Source organism: Roseinatronobacter sp. NSM (assembly GCF_052379845.1).
Taxonomy (GTDB): Bacteria; Pseudomonadota; Alphaproteobacteria; order Rhodobacterales; family Rhodobacteraceae; genus Roseinatronobacter.
This window is the reverse complement of the sequence record NZ_JBQTCF010000003.1, coordinates 21550-36586: the sequence shown is the minus strand read 5'-3', so window position 1 is coordinate 36586 and position 15037 is coordinate 21550. Positions and strand designations below refer to the sequence as shown.

Annotated in this window: 9 protein-coding genes; 1 reads left to right on the top strand and 8 read right to left on the bottom strand. The window is 61.3% G+C overall.

The window, feature by feature from the left end:
* Position 1: 1 nt before the first annotated feature.
* The 4 genes from ACTZWY_RS02370 to ACTZWY_RS02355 are packed head-to-tail and all read right to left on the bottom strand — an operon-like array spanning position 2 to position 7345.
* The gene (locus ACTZWY_RS02370) at positions 2-2083 is read right to left on the bottom strand and encodes an acetate--CoA ligase family protein (RefSeq protein ID WP_444789073.1); all 2082 of its coding nucleotides are present in this window, start codon (positions 2081-2083) and stop codon (positions 2-4) included.
* Positions 2080-4131 (bottom strand): 3-hydroxyacyl-CoA dehydrogenase NAD-binding domain-containing protein, encoded by a 2052-nt coding sequence (locus ACTZWY_RS02365; RefSeq protein ID WP_444789072.1) that lies wholly within the window; start codon positions 4129-4131, stop codon positions 2080-2082. The genes ACTZWY_RS02370 and ACTZWY_RS02365 overlap by 4 nt, the downstream gene beginning before the upstream one ends.
* The gene (locus ACTZWY_RS02360; RefSeq protein ID WP_444789071.1) at positions 4128-6194 is read right to left on the bottom strand and encodes an acetate--CoA ligase family protein; all 2067 of its coding nucleotides are present in this window, start codon (positions 6192-6194) and stop codon (positions 4128-4130) included. The genes ACTZWY_RS02365 and ACTZWY_RS02360 overlap by 4 nt, the downstream gene beginning before the upstream one ends.
* On the bottom strand, positions 6194-7345 hold the full coding sequence (locus ACTZWY_RS02355) for an acyl-CoA dehydrogenase family protein (protein WP_444789070.1): 1152 nt from the start codon (positions 7343-7345) through the stop codon (positions 6194-6196). The genes ACTZWY_RS02360 and ACTZWY_RS02355 overlap by 1 nt, the downstream gene beginning before the upstream one ends.
* A gap of 541 nt (positions 7346-7886) precedes the next feature.
* On the opposite strand from ACTZWY_RS02355, the gene ACTZWY_RS02350 reads away from it, so the two are divergent.
* Entirely contained in the window at positions 7887-8471 is a 585-nt protein-coding gene (locus ACTZWY_RS02350; protein ID WP_444789069.1) for a carboxymuconolactone decarboxylase family protein, read from the top strand.
* 48 nt (positions 8472-8519) lie between these two features.
* Here ACTZWY_RS02350 and ACTZWY_RS02345 read toward each other — a convergent pair whose 3' ends face one another.
* Genes ACTZWY_RS02345 through ACTZWY_RS02330 form a run of 4 tightly spaced genes read right to left on the bottom strand, consistent with a single transcriptional unit; the run spans position 8520 to position 14953 of the window.
* Entirely contained in the window at positions 8520-10325 is a 1806-nt protein-coding gene (locus tag ACTZWY_RS02345) for a SulP family inorganic anion transporter (RefSeq protein WP_444789068.1), read from the bottom strand.
* Positions 10294-11958 carry a sulfatase-like hydrolase/transferase gene (locus ACTZWY_RS02340; RefSeq protein WP_444789067.1) on the bottom strand — a complete coding sequence of 555 codons (1665 nt, stop codon included), beginning with the start codon at positions 11956-11958 and terminating at the stop codon, positions 10294-10296. The genes ACTZWY_RS02345 and ACTZWY_RS02340 overlap by 32 nt, the downstream gene beginning before the upstream one ends.
* Positions 11958-14144, bottom strand: coding sequence for a cytochrome P450/oxidoreductase (locus tag ACTZWY_RS02335; protein WP_444789066.1), 2187 nt, complete (start codon positions 14142-14144; stop codon positions 11958-11960). Before ACTZWY_RS02335 ends, ACTZWY_RS02340 begins: the two co-directional genes overlap by 1 nt.
* Complete coding sequence (locus tag ACTZWY_RS02330; RefSeq protein WP_444789065.1) at positions 14141-14953, bottom strand: coniferyl-alcohol dehydrogenase; 813 nt, start codon at positions 14951-14953, stop codon at positions 14141-14143. Before ACTZWY_RS02330 ends, ACTZWY_RS02335 begins: the two co-directional genes overlap by 4 nt.
* Positions 14954-15037: the final 84 nt, after the last annotated feature.

The window sequence follows — 15037 nt, the reverse complement described above, 5'->3', positions numbered from 1 at the left end:
TTCAGCCAGCGATGACGACCAACCCATCGGCAGCGGCCACGCCCTGCCCTTTTGGCAGCACAAAAAGCGGGTTGATCTCGGCTTCTTGCAGGCGCGCGCCAAGGGTTGCGCCCATGCGGGCCATTGCCTCGATCGCGGCGACAAGGGCATCAATATCATGGGGCGGCGCGCCACGATACCCTTCCAACAGGCGCTTGATGCGCAGCTCCTCAACCATCATGCGCGCGCAGCCTTCGGACAGGGGCAGCAGCCGCAAGGTGCTGTCGCCCGACAATTCTGCCTGCACACCGCCTGCGCCCAACAAGACCAGCGGCCCCAATTGCGGGTCATGGCGGAACCCAAGGATCATTTCAATCCCGCCGCCCAACATGGCCTGAACAAGGTAGCCTTCGGGCTTTGGCAGGTTTTGCGCCGCCAGGTGCTGGCCCATCGCAGACATGGCCGGGCCGACATCTTGCGCGGACAGGCCAACGCGCACACCGCCGACATCCGATTTATGCGCAATCTCGCGCGAAAGCACCTTCAGCACGACGGGCCCACCCAGCTTTTGCGCGGCCTGCCGGGCTTCCTCGGGGGTGTGGACCACATGGCTTGCGGCCCCTGTCAGGCCGAATGCGTCAAACAGGTTGCGTGCCTCTGCCTCGTTCAGGGGGCCTGTGGGCAACGGGTCCGGAACTGCGACACGCCCCCCCATGTCAAGCGCCCCGCCCTGCGGCGCGGCGGGCAACGCGGCCTTCAGCACCGTTGCGCAGGTTTCCGGCGCGGCAAAGGCGGGCACCCCGTCGCGGTTCAGCAATTCGACAATATGCGGCGCATTCGGGCTGACATAGGCAATCAGGGGTTTGTCGCTTTGGGCCGCGCCAGCCCGGATTGCGCCTGCAGCCACGTCAGGCCGCGCAAGCGCGGACGACCCCACCACGACCACCACACCGTCGATACCTTCAGATGCAAGCAAGGCTTCGGTGGCCGCAGTCATGATGGATGGTTCCACGCCTGCCAATGTCACATCCACGGGATTGCCGGTCATGGGCACATCTTGCCCCAGCAAACCCGCCAGAACAGTGCCGGTTTTCTGGTCCAGCATCGGCACATCCAACCCAAGCATACCGCAATTATCCGCCACCAGACTGCCCGCCCCCCCGGTCGAGGTCAGAATGGCCACGCGCTTGCCACGCATTTTGCGCGCACTGGTCAGCATGGCGGGAATGTCCAGAAGATCGCTGAATGTTTCGGCCCGGATGGCCCCGACCTGCCGGAACAGCGCGTCATAGGTCCGGTCCTCGCCCGCCATGGCGCCAGTATGCGACACGGCGGCACGCGCACCCGATTCCGACCGTCCAACTTTATAGACAACCAGCGGCTTGCCTGCTGCGCGCGCGGCATTGGCGGCAGAACGAAATTTCTCAACCGAGCGGATCCCCTCTATATAGGCGGCGATCACGGTTGTGGCGTCATCGCGCGCATAGGCAGCAATCAGGTCCGCGATGTCGATATCGGCTTCATTGCCGGTCGAGGCAAGCTTGCAAAACCCAATGCCGCGCGCCGCACCGCGCGACAACAGCGCCCCCAGAATACCCCCGCTTTGGGATGCGACAGAAATGCCCCCCTTGCGCAGATTGTCCCCTTCCAGCGCACCGCTGGCCGACAGCACAATCCCGCGCGTCAGGTCCATTGCACCAATCGTGTTCGGCCCCAACAGCCGCATGGCCCCCGCGGCGCTGCGCAGCCCGTCCTGCCGGTTGCGTCCGTCCGGCCCGGCCTCGGCATAGCCGCTGGCCAGCACGATGGCCAGACCACAGCCCTTGGCCGCCAGATCACGAACTGCCGCTTCTGCGCGGTCAACCCCCAACAGCACAATCGCCACATCGGGCGCGCCGGGCAGGTCGGCAACGCTGGCATAACAGGTCAGCCCCTCCAGTTCGGCCACACGCGGATTTATGGGCCAGATTGCGCCGGTAAACCCGTGTTTCAACAAGTAGTTGACCGGACGCCCGCCGGTTTTCTTCGGGTCTGCCGAAGCGCCCACAACGGCCACGCTTCTTGGTGCCCAAAGCATGTCCAGCGACGATGTGTGATGTGTCATTCTTTCCCTCCAGTTTCCACACCCAGAAGGCGCAGATCCCCCATGCGCCGGCCCGGTCCCGCAGTTTTTGCGAATTCCCTACAGGCAGCTTGCAATTCATCGGCATCTTGCTGGCGCGCCCAATGCACCGGCCCGCCCACCCAAAGCGGGAACCCGTAGCCATTCACCAGCGCCACATCGACATCATTTGCGCGCAAGGCGACGCCTTCGCCAACAAGCAACGCCGCCTCGTTGACGATGGCGGCCAAGGCGCGCAACTGAATTTCGGCGGCAGACAGCGCCTTGCGCGCAATGCCCTTTTGTGCCGATGCCGCAGTGATCAGCGCCTCGACTTCGGGATCGCGCGCTTTCTGGCCCGCATCATCATAGCGATAATACCCTGCGCGTGTTTTGCGCCCGAACCGCCCCGCTTCGCACAGGCGGTCAGGAATATGAACATAGCGGTCCGCAGGGTTACGGCGCGCAGCTTGGTGCTGGCGCATACGCCATGCAATATCAAGGCCCGAGAGATCGGCCACTGCAAACGGCCCCATTGCAAAACCGAACGCTTCAAGGGCCGTGTCGACCTCGTGCACGAAAGCGCCATCTTCCAGCATGAATTCACAGGCCATGCGATACGCGGCATAAACACGGTTGCCGATAAAACCAAAGGCATTGCGCGCCTCGACGGGCTGCTTGCCCAGCATCCGCGCCACCGAAAAGCCAGTGGCCATGGCCTGATCGCTGCTATGTGTTCCGCGCACGATTTCCAGCAATTTCATAATATGCGCAGGGCTGAAGAAATGCAGGCCAATGACATGATCCGCCCGCGCGGTTTGCGCTGCCATGCGGTCAATATCAAGATAGGATGTATTTGTAGCCAGTATCGCACCGGGGTGCAGCACGCTGTCCAGACGTTGAAACAGACCATCCTTCACCTGCTGGTCCTCGAACACCGCTTCGATCACCAGATCACAGGGCGCAAGCGCGTCCAGATGGGACGCGGGCTGCAATTGCGCGCGCGCGGCCTGCGCGGCGGCGGCCCCCATGCGGCCGCGTTTCACAGCACTGTTCAAGGCGTCCTCTATGCGCAAGATACCATGCTGAAGTGCGGCCTTGTCAGTGTCGACCAGAATGACCGGCTTGCCTGCTTGCAAGATCGCTGTGGCAATTCCGGCGCCCATGGTGCCGCTGCCAATGACACCAAACACCTTGACAATCGCGGGTTTGGCGGTGCGTCCAGCCATGCCGCGCGCCGCTTCGCGTTCCGCAAAGAATATGTGGCGCAGGGCCTTGGCTTCGGGCGCCACGCGCAAATGCTCGAATGTCGCGCGCTCTTGTGCAAGGGCCTGCGCAACGGGAACATCCCCAGCCTGACACACATGATCGATGGCTGCCAGCACATGCGGGCGCGCGCGCATTGCGGCCTTGCGGCACGCCGCCGCCAGATCCCCCCCGCTTTCGGGCAAGGGCAGATCGATGACCCGCCGTTTGCGGCCCGCCATGCTGCGCGCGGTGGCAATGGCCGCGCCGCGCAGATCGCCCGCTTCAATGCCATCGACCATGCCCAGCGACAGCGCGTCTTGCGCAGACACGCGCGCGGCGCTGGCAATCAGCGCGACGGCCTTGGCCTTGCCCACAAGGCGGGGCAATTTCTGTGTGCCGCCCGCGCCCGGAATAATCCCAAGGGCAGTTTCGGGAAGTCCGACAAGGGTGCCGGGCGCGGCAATGCGCGCATCACAGCCAAGCGCCAGTTCATACCCCCCCCCAAGCGCCGCCCCGTGCAGCGCCGCAACAAAGGGCTTGGACGCCTGTTCGATGGCCGCGATCACCTGCGGCATTTGCGGCGGGCCAAGCGGCAGGTCGAATTCACGCAAATCCGACCCCGCGATAAAACTGCCCCCCGCCCCGATCAGCACGGCGCCGGTCAGCGTGTCATCAGCCTGAACCTGCGCGATGGCCGCCATCAGCCCCTCGCGGATGTCATGCGACCCCGCATTCACGGGCGGGTTGTCAATCACCACAACCGCAATGTCCCCGTCACGTTCAAAATGAACCTGTCCTATCATTGCGCCGTCACTTGTATCAGTGCATCCACGGCCACAACGCCCCTGCCCTGTGGCAGCACCATCAGGGGGTTGATTTCAGCCTCGATGATGTCGGGATCGGTGGCCAGATTCGACACCGCCACGACCGCCTGCGCCAGCGCGTCCAGATCGCCCTTCGGACGGCCCCGCGCCCCGTTCAGGATTTGCGCGGCCTTCAGGCTGGCAATCATGTCCTGCGCGCCCGCCAGATCGACGGGGGCCAGCCGCATGACGCTGTCGCGGTATATTTCCGTAAAGATCCCCCCCGCCGCAAGAACAACAATCGCGCCCATCTGAGGGTCGCGGCGCATGCCGATCAGCACCTCGCCCACCCCCACGCACATGCGTTGCACCAACACCCGCGCCACAGTGTGACCGGGCCGGTCCCGCGCCACATTCGCCTGAATATCGCGGATGGCGCCTGCCAGCGCGGGTTGGTCCGCCACACCGACCACCACGCCGCCCGCATCGCTTTTATGGGCAATGGCACCGTCCAGAACCTTGACGACAACGGGGTAGTCAAACGGCAAATCAGGCAGTGGCGCTGCCGTGTCAAGTTCTATGAAATCGGCAACTGTCACCCCAGACAGGCAAGCATAAGCCTGCGCTTCATCCAGAACGCGCAGTGCAACTGTTGCAGGGGCCACAGTGGGTTCGGGCAAGGCGGGCACCTGCCGTTGCAGGGCTGCGGCCACCGCATCGGCACAGGTTTCGGGGTCTTCAAAAACCGGCACACCAGCCGCAGCAAGCTGGCGGGTAGCATCCGGCGCATCCGGCACAAGGAACACCGCAAAAGGGTGGCCCGGCGCATCGATCAGGTCCAGCGCGGGTTGCACTGCCAGATCGGGGTTGAACCGGGCCGATGACCCGACACAAACAAGCACGGCGTCAAATTCGGGCGCGGCGCGACATATCTTCAGTGCCGCGCTCATCACATCATAACGGGTGCCTGCAAGTGTCAGGTCCAGAATGCGGCTTTCGCCCGGATCAATGCCTTGGGCACTTAGCGCGGCCCGTGTCTGCGCACTTGGCGGGACAATTTCCACCCCGCGCGCGGCCATCTGGTCCACGGCCATGGCCGCCCCGCCGCCTGTGGTGGTGATAACGCCCACCCGTCCCGGACGCGCTGCGGCAGTGGGCGCGACACGCGCCAGCAGGGGCACCACGTCCAACAACCCTTCGAAGGAGCTGACACGCGCGATCCCGCATGCCTTCAGGAAGACATCAGCCACCTCATCCGCGCCAGCCAGCGCACCTGTATGCGATTGCGCCAGCTCCGCCGCCGCATCGGAACGTCCCAACTTGAAGGCCGCGACAGGCTTGCCACGCGCTGCGGCGGCTTGCGCGAAATCGCGCAAGCGGTCGGCATGGTTCATATGTTCCAGAAACAACAAGAACCCCGTCACGTTCGGGTCATCCAGCGCGGCCATGCACACATCACCCACAGACAGGTCACTTTCCCCGCCCACCGACACAAGCCCGGCAAAGCCCAGCCCCTTGCGCTTGCCGCGCGACATCAGCGCACCGATAAGGCTGCCACTATGCGACGCCACGAACAGCCCACCTGTTGGCAGGTCCGGTTCAGCGAAGGCTGCATTGGCGGTCAAGGTCATGCCATTATGCAGATTGGCCAACCCGATGGATGACGGCCCCAGCACACGCAGTTTTCGACGGGCAATCAGCGCCTTCAGGCGTGTCAGGTTTTCCTGCCCTGCCGCGCCTGCCTCGGCAAAGCCTGTGGCCAGAACCGTTGCCACCGCGACACCGCGCGCTTCGCAATGTTCCAAAGCGTCCAGTGCGCGCGCGGCGCCAGTCAGAATAAACGCATGTTCCGGCACTTCTGGCAGGTCGTCAAGCGATGCATAGGCGTGCTCGCCTTGCACTGTCGCGCGGGTGGGATTGATCGCGTAGACTGCGCCGCCATATCCGGCCGCGCGTAAAAACCGCAGCGGGCGGCCCGACGTTTTCAACGGGTCATCCGACACACCCAAAAGCGCAATGCTGTCGGGCCGCAACAGCGCCTTTTGCCAGATCTGCGCCGCCATCATGACGACCTTTGACTGAAGCGCCGGTCAAAGACATGTTCGGCAATTCGGTTTTTCAGCATTTCCAATGATCCCCCGGCAATTTGCCAGCCGCGCGTGCGTTTCACGCAATACTCCACCAGACTCTCGGTCGAATACCCATAGGCCCCCATCGCCTGCATCGCCTCATTCGCCACATCAAACCCCGCCTCGTTGCAGACGAGTTTTGCCACTGCGGTATCAAACGCTGATGGCAGGCCATTGGCGTCAGCGTCCTGTGCGGCGCGGTATAGCAGCATCTGGGCGGCTTCCAGTTTGACTGTCATTTCCGCGAATTTCCATTGCAGCCCTTGAAATTCGCACAAGGGGCGCCCGAACTGCGACCGCTCGGCGACGTGCTGGCGCGCGGTTTCATAAGCATGACGCCCCAATGCCAACGCCCGAGAGGCATTACCGATACGTTCCACATTGAAGCCCGCGATCTGGCGCTTGAAGCCACCAAGGCCAAGCAGCACGTTTTCCACTGGGATACGGCAATCCGCAAAATACAGCGGGCACCATTCCTCGCCGCTCATGAAGGGGGCGGGCTGGCCTATGGTGAACCCGGGCGTGCCACGTTCCACAAGCACGGACCCAATACCCCCGATCCCCGGCCCGAAGCGCACATAGATCAAAAACAGGTCTGCATGCGGGCTGTGGGTGGAAAACACTTTGGACCCGTTGATGATATAGTCATCGCCATCCTGCCGCGCGCTGGTCTTCAACTCGGTCACGGCGGACCCAGCGTCCGGCTCACTCATCCCCAGGGAGATCAGCTTGCGCCCTGCCAGCAGGTCGGGCAGCCAGCGCGCCTTTTGGGTGGGGGTAGCGAATTCAGCAAAGGTGCGGATCGGCCCGAAATTGCCCGCCTGCACCACATCGGCACTTTTAGGGCACACCATGGCCAGTTCCTGAATGGTGATGACCGCGTCCATCAATGTGCCGCCGACACCGCCATCTTCTTCGCGGATGGTGATTCCCAGCATGCCCATATCGGCCAGTTTCTGCGCAATATCCCATGGGTAGTCACGCGAATGCGCCCGCGCCAAGGCACCTTCGGCCAAGGTGCCTGTTGCGAAGCGGCGCACGGCCTGCGCCAGTTCGGCTTGTTCGGGGGTAAGTCCGTATGTCACGCGATAGGGTCCTTTCGTCGCAGAAGTGCCGGGCGCGCAATTCGCCGGTAGACGCATATGATGCCTGATTTTTCCGACATAAAAGTGATCATATGTGGTGATTGCCTAATCGCAGATCAGGCTAAATCGGGCGCAGGGTCGGGCGTGTTCAAGGGCGATGGCAATGCCCTGACCAACGCCTGAGCACATCGCGGCAAGCGTGGGCCGCCCCCGCCACGGTGCGCAACGTCCAACGCGCGCGCCATCAAGCCCGCAACGCGACTGCGCCAAGATTATCAGCCATAAACGCAGTCCTTCCCTTCTGCAGCGCATTGTTCAGGTTCCACACCAACGCGACACCGGACCACGGCTTCGCGCAGCCCGACGAATTGTCAGGTTCTGCAGCGATCAAACTATGGTATGCGCGCAAAAGTCAGTATTAGAGTATGTCGCGCAAAAGTGGGAACCGGTTTTGCGCCAAAAGACATTCGACAACATAAGGTTAGAGTGGGTCGCGCGAATGCGAATGAACGCGACACGCGCTAAATCCCGGAGGGCGGCAATGACGACACCCGACAATAACACCCATATCTGGCCCGCCGCGCGGTTGGCCGCACCAGATCCCCAAAGCTATGGTGCCCGTCAGCGCGAGATCCACGACAGTATCGCATCAGGACCGCGCGGCGGTGTGCGCGGCCCACTTGCAATATGGCTGTATCGCCCCGAACTGGCGGCCCGTGCGCAGGACCTTGGGCGGTATTGCAGATACGACACTTTGCTACCCCCCCGCCTGAGCGAACTTGCCATTCTGACCATGGCGCGCCATTGGTCCGCAGAATATGAATGGGCCGCGCATAAGAAAGAAGCCCTGAAGGCGGGGCTTTCGGCCAGTGTGATTGAAGCAATCCGCACTGGAACACCGCCCGAATATGCCGACGACCACGAAAGGGTTGTCCATGCCGTCGCGCGTTCGATCCTTGAAACCCGCGACGTTCCAGACTGCTTGTATGCTGCGGCAGTTACGACACTGGGCACCGAAACGCTGATCGATCTGGTGGGCCTTTTGGGCTATTATACGCTTATTTCCATGACCTTGAACGTGTTTCGCATACCCCCGCATGAACAGGGCCCGCCAGAACTGGCTTGACGCCCGCCCCACAGCCCCACGGATACCCACCGGCTGCGGCGGGGCGCGTCAGCGCTGCGGGGGTGGCGGCGGGGCAGTTGCGTTGGGCAGTTGCGCACATTCTGTGAACACCCGTTTTTCACAGCCCGCGCAGAGTCGGTGGTCCAGCATGCGCACTGCGGCGCTGACGGCATCCCCTTTCGAGATGTGCAGACAGTCCTTGTCCAGCTCGTCCAGAACATGGAACCTCCGCAGACATTCCAGCAGGGGCGGGAACAACGCAACAATACGGAAGGTGCCCCCATCGGCGCGGATTTCGCGGATCGCATGGATCAGAAAATCAGCGCCTGACAGGTCAATCTTGCCGACCCCCTTCAGGTAGAAAATCGCGTGAATTTGCGACGGGCGCTTGGCCCTAAGCGCTTTCCACTGGGCCTCGACATGTTCGACAGACCCGAAATATAACGGACCATCCAGCCGGACCGACACCAGTTGCGGGCATTCGGGCACGCGGTGCAGGTCCGCATTGCGGAACTTGCGCCGCCCGCTGGCAGAAATTACAGGCGCGCTGACCCGCAAGGACGGGTGCGAACTTTCGTAAATAAACACCGAAAATGACGCAATCACCCCGATGTAGATTGCAAAATCCAGTTCGATCAGCAGCCCGGCCCCAAGTGTCAGCAACAAGATAAGCGTTTCCGGCCAAGAGGTCCGCAAGATGTGCAGAATTTCCTTCCGGTCGATCAAACGCCACGCAACATAGATAATCAGACCGGCCATGGCGGGTTGCGGGATGGATGTGATATAGGCCCCGAAAGCCAGCAAAATGCCCGCCAGAAACAGGCTGGCAAAAACCACCGACAGCGGCGAATATGCGCCAGACTCGGCGTTGACGCCCGATCGCGTGAAGGACCCAGATCCGGCATAGCACATCCAGAAACTGCCAATGGTGTTGGACAGGCCCTGTCCGATAATTTCCTGATTGGGCGCAAACGGTTCCTTTCTGCGCAGCGCGAAGGTGCGCCCGATGGAAATTGCCTCCAACAGGCCGACAAGCGCAACAGCCGCAGCGCCCGGCGCCAGCATCGCAATATCGGACCATTGGACATGCGGCACCGAAAGGCTGGGTAAGGCACTGGGAATGGACCCCAGCATCTTGACCCCGTTTTGCGCCGCATCGCTTAGCGTGGCAATGCCTGCGCCCACCAGAAGCGCCACAAGAAAGCCAGGAAGCCGTGGCGCAAACATCTGGATTGTGGCCACGGTCACGAAGGTGGCACCCGCAATCATGGCGGCCAGCGGGTTCACATCCCCCATAGCGGCCCGCACATTTCGCAGCCGGTCCAGCACATTTCCGCCCCCTGCAACATCAAGGCCCAGCGCGCCCGCAAGCTGGCTTGTCGCAATCAGCAGCGCAGCCGCCGCAGTGAAAGCCACGATAACGGAATGCGACACAAACGACACCAGCCCGCCCAACCGCGCAAGGCCCGCTGCGATCTGGAACACCCCGACCAGCAATGTCAGCAACAATGCCAGTTCGATATATCGCGCAGTTCCCGGAACAGCGACCCCTTCCAGCGTGGCAAACATAAGCGCCGATATCGCGGTCGTCGGCCCCGATACCATGACCATGGAGGACCCGAACAGGGCCGCGACGATGGCCGTGATCATCGCTGTATACAGGCCAAATTCCGGCGGCAGCCCGGCAATGGTTGCAAAGGCAACCCCCTGTGGCAGCACAATGGCCGCATTCGTCAAACCCGCAAGGGCATCGGCGCGCAACGACGCGCCATTGGTCCGCCGCAGCCATGCGGCAGCCGAAAAAACACTAAGGCGGCCCATATCAGCGCGCAGGGCCGGGGCGCGGCTTGCCACGATAGAACTGGGTCAGCGGTTCCGCAATTTCATCAGTGTCATAGATTCCAAGTGTAACCCCGCGCGTGGCGGACCGCCCGCGTTCCGCAACAATCTGCGCGTCAGAACGGGTTGTGCGTTGCGACAGCCGCCGCGCCCACTGGCCCAACCTGTCATACATAAGCGACACGATATCGGCAAAGTCCGGGTTTTCGCCAAGGTCGACATATTCGAACGGATCGTTTTGCATATCGAACAATTGTGGCCGCATGCCTTCGGCATGCATGAATTTCCAGCGTTTATCCGCAATCATGAACAACCGCGCCGAGGACGGGTCCCTGGCAAGTTTCGCCACAGCCGGATTTGCCGAATAATCATATTCACTCACAACGAATTCCCGCCAGTCCGGCGCCTGGCCACGCAGCCATGGCATCAGGGAACGGCCTTCCAGAATATGCGTCTTCGGGGTGCCGCCCGCCACTTCCAGAAATGTCGGGGCCAGATCGATCGCCTCTGCCAGCGCATCGCAGCTTGTGCCGCGTGTCGCATCGGCCTTGGGGTCCGGGTCACGAATGATCAGCGGAACCTTGACCGATGGTTCATGGAACAGGTCCTTTTCACCCATCCAGTGATCGCCCAGATAATCGCCATGATCCGACGTCAGCACGATCAGGGTATCATCCCAGCGGTCGGTTTCCTTCAGCCATGCAAAAAGACGCCCCATCTGGTCGTCGCATTGCTTGATCAGCCCCATATAGGCTGGAATCACCGCCTCTCGGACCTCGTCGCGGCTGAAGGACTTGCCAATGCGCCCTTCCATGAACGCCTTGAAAACCGGGTGCGCCTCGGTTTTTTCGCGCGGGTGGCGCGCAACGGGAATAACATGTTCGGGGCCATAAATCGCATTATAGGGTGCGGGCGCAATATAGGGCCAATGCGGCTTGATATAGGACAGGTGCAGACACCAGGGCGTGTCCCCCGCCTGTTGCATGAATTCAATCGCGCGCGAGGTCATGTAGGGTGTTTCGCTGTCATCTTCGCGGATTGTGGCCGCCTTGCGCGCGTTCTTCAGAAACCACCCAGAGGCCATTTTTTCAGGGTCTTGCGCATCGCGGCCACTATTGGCGAAGTCATGCCACGGGTTGGCGCTGTCATACCCCTTGCTGCGAAGCCACTCATTATATGTCGCGGCACCGTATTCTTCATCATAAAAGCCGTCTGGACCTTCCGGGCGCATGCCGTCATCGCGTTCCCAGACATCAAAGCCGCATTGTTCAACACGCGCGCCAATAACACTGTCACGGTCGATGCCCAGCCAGGCCATGCCTTCGTCATCGGCGCGCATATGGGTCTTGCCAATCAGCCAACAATCCATGCCAGCATCGCGCAGATGGTCGCCCATAGTCCGTTCGCCGACCTTCAGCGGGACACGGTTCCATGTCGCGCCATGCGAATGCACATAGCGCCCAGTATAAAAACTCATCCGCGAGGCACCACACACGGGCGATTGCACATAGGCACGCGTAAAGCGCACGCCTTCTGCGGCAAGCGCGTCAATATGTGGCGTCTGCAAATAAGGATGCCCCGCGCAGCTAAGGTAATCCCACCGCAATTGGTCGAACATGATGAAAAGTATGTTTTTCGCCTGTGCCATCAGATGTCCAACACCAGTTTGCGGGTCTTTGACCGTGAACAGCAGACAGTGATACGCGCATTTGCGGCTTTTTCAACATCGGTCTGCACAAGGTCACGGTGATCGGGCATGCCGTCCAGAACTGTCGTCAGGCAGGTGCCACACACACCCGACTGGCAGGACACTTGCACATGCACACCGTTTTCTTCCAGCTTCTGGGCAATCGTTTCGCCGGGGTGGACGTCAAATGTCTTGCCGGATTTCTTTGCGACAACGGTGAAGGGGGCGCCATCTGTGTTCACCTCGGCGCCGAAGCGTTCAAGATGCATGCAATCCTGTGTCCAGCCGTTCTGTTCGGCGGCGCGCAGCACGAAATCCATAAATCCGTTCGGGCCGCAAACATAAAGCTGCCTGTCGGGCGCTGGCGTTGCAAGGACGGCGTTGATATCCAGATGCTGGTGCTTCGGGCCGCTGTCAAGGTGCAGATGCACCCTGTCCCCAAAGCGGGCCAGTTCATCCACGAACGCCAGCCGTTCAGGCGCACGCCCGCAATAATGCATTTCCCACGATGCCCCCGCCGCCTGCAGCGCATAGGCCATTCCAAGCATGGGCGTAATGCCGATACCGCCCGCGAAAAGAACTGTATGCGCGGCAGACAGGTTCAGGGGGAAATTGTTGCGCGGTCGCCCGACTCGAATTTTCGCACCTTGCTGGAACTGCGCATGGATCGCCGCCGAACCGCCCCGCGATTTGGGGTCCAGCAAGATGCCCAGCCGGTATTTTGTGGTATCCGCCGGGTCCCCGGTCAGCGAATACTGCCGGACCAGCCCGGAGCGGATATAAACATCCAGATGCGCGCCCGCCGCATAGGCTGGCAGCGGGTGGCCTTGCGTGCTGCGCAGTTCAAGGCTGATGATGTCCTTCGCAGCCGGTTCGCGGGCCGTGACAGTCACATCCAGCCACGGGCTGTCGGCCTGTTCAACAGTATCACGCGCCAAAACCTGATCTGCCAGATGCACGCGCACCGGCATGGTGGCATACCCTTGGATAGAGTTGTTCAGCGCGATCTGTGGTTCGGCGGTCAGTTCAAACCGCGCCACGCGCCGCCGCAAGGCCCGCACAAGGCTTTGCATTTCCAGCCGTGCCAGATGCATTCCCATGCACATATGCACGCCCTGACCGAAACCAACATGGTCATGCACATCGCGCGTCACGTCAAAACGGGTGGGATCAGGGAATTTCTGCGGGTCACGGTTGGCCGACGCAAACATCACCAGGACGCGCGCACCTTCGGGGATGGGGTGGCCCGCAATCTGGCTATCCTGGGCGACATAGCGCGTCCAGCCGCGCACTGGCGCAGCAATGCGCACCGCTTCTTCGATGGCATTGCCAATCAGGGCGGGATCATCGCGCAGCTTTTGCCATTGGTCCGGGTTTTCGGCAAAAAGGCGGATCAACTGCCCTGATACCGAAATCGTGGTATCCAGCGAAGGGTTGATGTAGTCGCGCATCAGTTGCGCGCAGGTTTCGAAATCAATCCCGCGTTCTGGGCCAACCTCGAAGATGCGTTTGGCCCAACCCCCGTCCTTCAGCTTTTCCGGACGGCCATAGACCAACAGAAAATCGCGCAGATCCTTCAGATCCTCATACGCTTCCTTGGTGCGCGCATTTTCGGTGCCAAACAGGTTGAAGGTGGCGGATGCCCATTTCAGCATCTGCGCGCTGTCCACAGCCGGGGGCAAGCCCACCAGTTCGGCAACAATGGTCACGGGCAGAAAGCGCGCAAAATCGGCAACGGCATCGAATTCGCCGCGTTGGCACAGCGTATCGACAAGCCCTTCAGCAGCATCGCGGATGCGCCCCTCAACTGCGGCAAGCGCACCGGGCAGCAACGGTTCGGACGTGATGGAACGGGTGCGGTCATGTGCGGGCGGGTCGGAATTCAGCGTCGACCCCACCAGAATGTCATTCACCTTTTGCAAGGGCGACACGCCGCGCGCACTGGAATACCGCAAGGGCTGGCGCAGAACCTCGCTGACTTCGCGGTAATTTGGCAGCGCATACAGATCGTGTTTCGACAAATAGACCACCGGACCCAGCGCGCGCAGTTCCTCATAGACAGGATAGGGGTTGCGGATCGACTCGTCGCTGTAGAAATCAATGTCCGAGTTGGGAATGCCATTGGCAAGCGGGGCATGTGTGGTCATGTGGTCGTCTCCTCTTGCATCAGGCGCAGCACTTGCAGGTCCATCAAGTCGGCCTGGTTAAACGCCCCCATGCCCCCATCAATGGCAATATCTGTTCCCTTGATCCAATTGGACGCACCCGACAATAGGAATGCCGCGATTTCGGCAATTTCCGCAGGCTGACCGGGGCGGCCCGCGCGCTGCACGTTGCGCATCATTTTATCCCCGAAGGCTTTTTGAAAATCGCTTAGAATGCCCGTGGAAATGCCACCGGGACTTAGCGAATTGATCCTTAGGCCGCGACTGACCATCGCCTCGGCTTCGGCGATGGTCCAAAGGATCATGGCCTCTTTGGTCAGGTTATAGCAACGTGTCGCATCCAGTTTTTCGTGGGTGATAAAACGCTCCAGCGGGTCGCGGTGGGACAATCGACCCAACCGCTTGACCTGCTCCAGCCCGTCGCGCCACCCGTGGCCGGCACGGCTGGCCATGTTGACGATCGACGCATCGGCGCGCATCTTTGGCACCAGCGCATGCGTGAAGGCGCGTGTGCCCAGAAAGTTGACACGCAGTATCGCCTCCTCCAGGCCCGGACGTGGCGGCAGGCCGGCGTTGTTGCACAGCCCGTCCAACGGGTCATCAATACGCGCGGCGGCTTCAACAATACTTTGTGGATCATCCAGATCAAGCGGGATGAAGCAATCGATATTCGCGCTGGTTTCACGAATATCGAGGCCGATCACCCGGTCGCCCCGCGCTTTCAGCACCCGCGCCAGTTCAGCGCCGATACCACTTGCAACACCAGTGACTGCATAGATTGACTGCGCCATGTGTATCCTCCTTGTTGGGGGGGAAGTTACGGCAGCGCAACCGATCAAGAATAGACTTGAAAAATCACTATGTATAATCCTAGG

Coding starts and splice junctions, on each gene's coding strand:
- ACTZWY_RS02365 (WP_444789072.1), bottom strand. CDS start 4,131: ATGATAGGACAGGTTCATTTTGAACGTGACGGGGACATTGCGGTTGTG.
- ACTZWY_RS02370 (WP_444789073.1), bottom strand. CDS start 2,083: ATGACACATCACACATCGTCGCTGGACATGCTTTGGGCACCAAGAAGC.
- ACTZWY_RS02350 (WP_444789069.1), top strand. CDS start 7,887: ATGACGACACCCGACAATAACACCCATATCTGGCCCGCCGCGCGGTTG.
- ACTZWY_RS02360 (WP_444789071.1), bottom strand. CDS start 6,194: ATGGCGGCGCAGATCTGGCAAAAGGCGCTGTTGCGGCCCGACAGCATT.
- ACTZWY_RS02330 (WP_444789065.1), bottom strand. CDS start 14,953: ATGGCGCAGTCAATCTATGCAGTCACTGGTGTTGCAAGTGGTATCGGC.
- ACTZWY_RS02335 (WP_444789066.1), bottom strand. CDS start 14,144: ATGACCACACATGCCCCGCTTGCCAATGGCATTCCCAACTCGGACATT.
- ACTZWY_RS02340 (WP_444789067.1), bottom strand. CDS start 11,958: ATGGCACAGGCGAAAAACATACTTTTCATCATGTTCGACCAATTGCGG.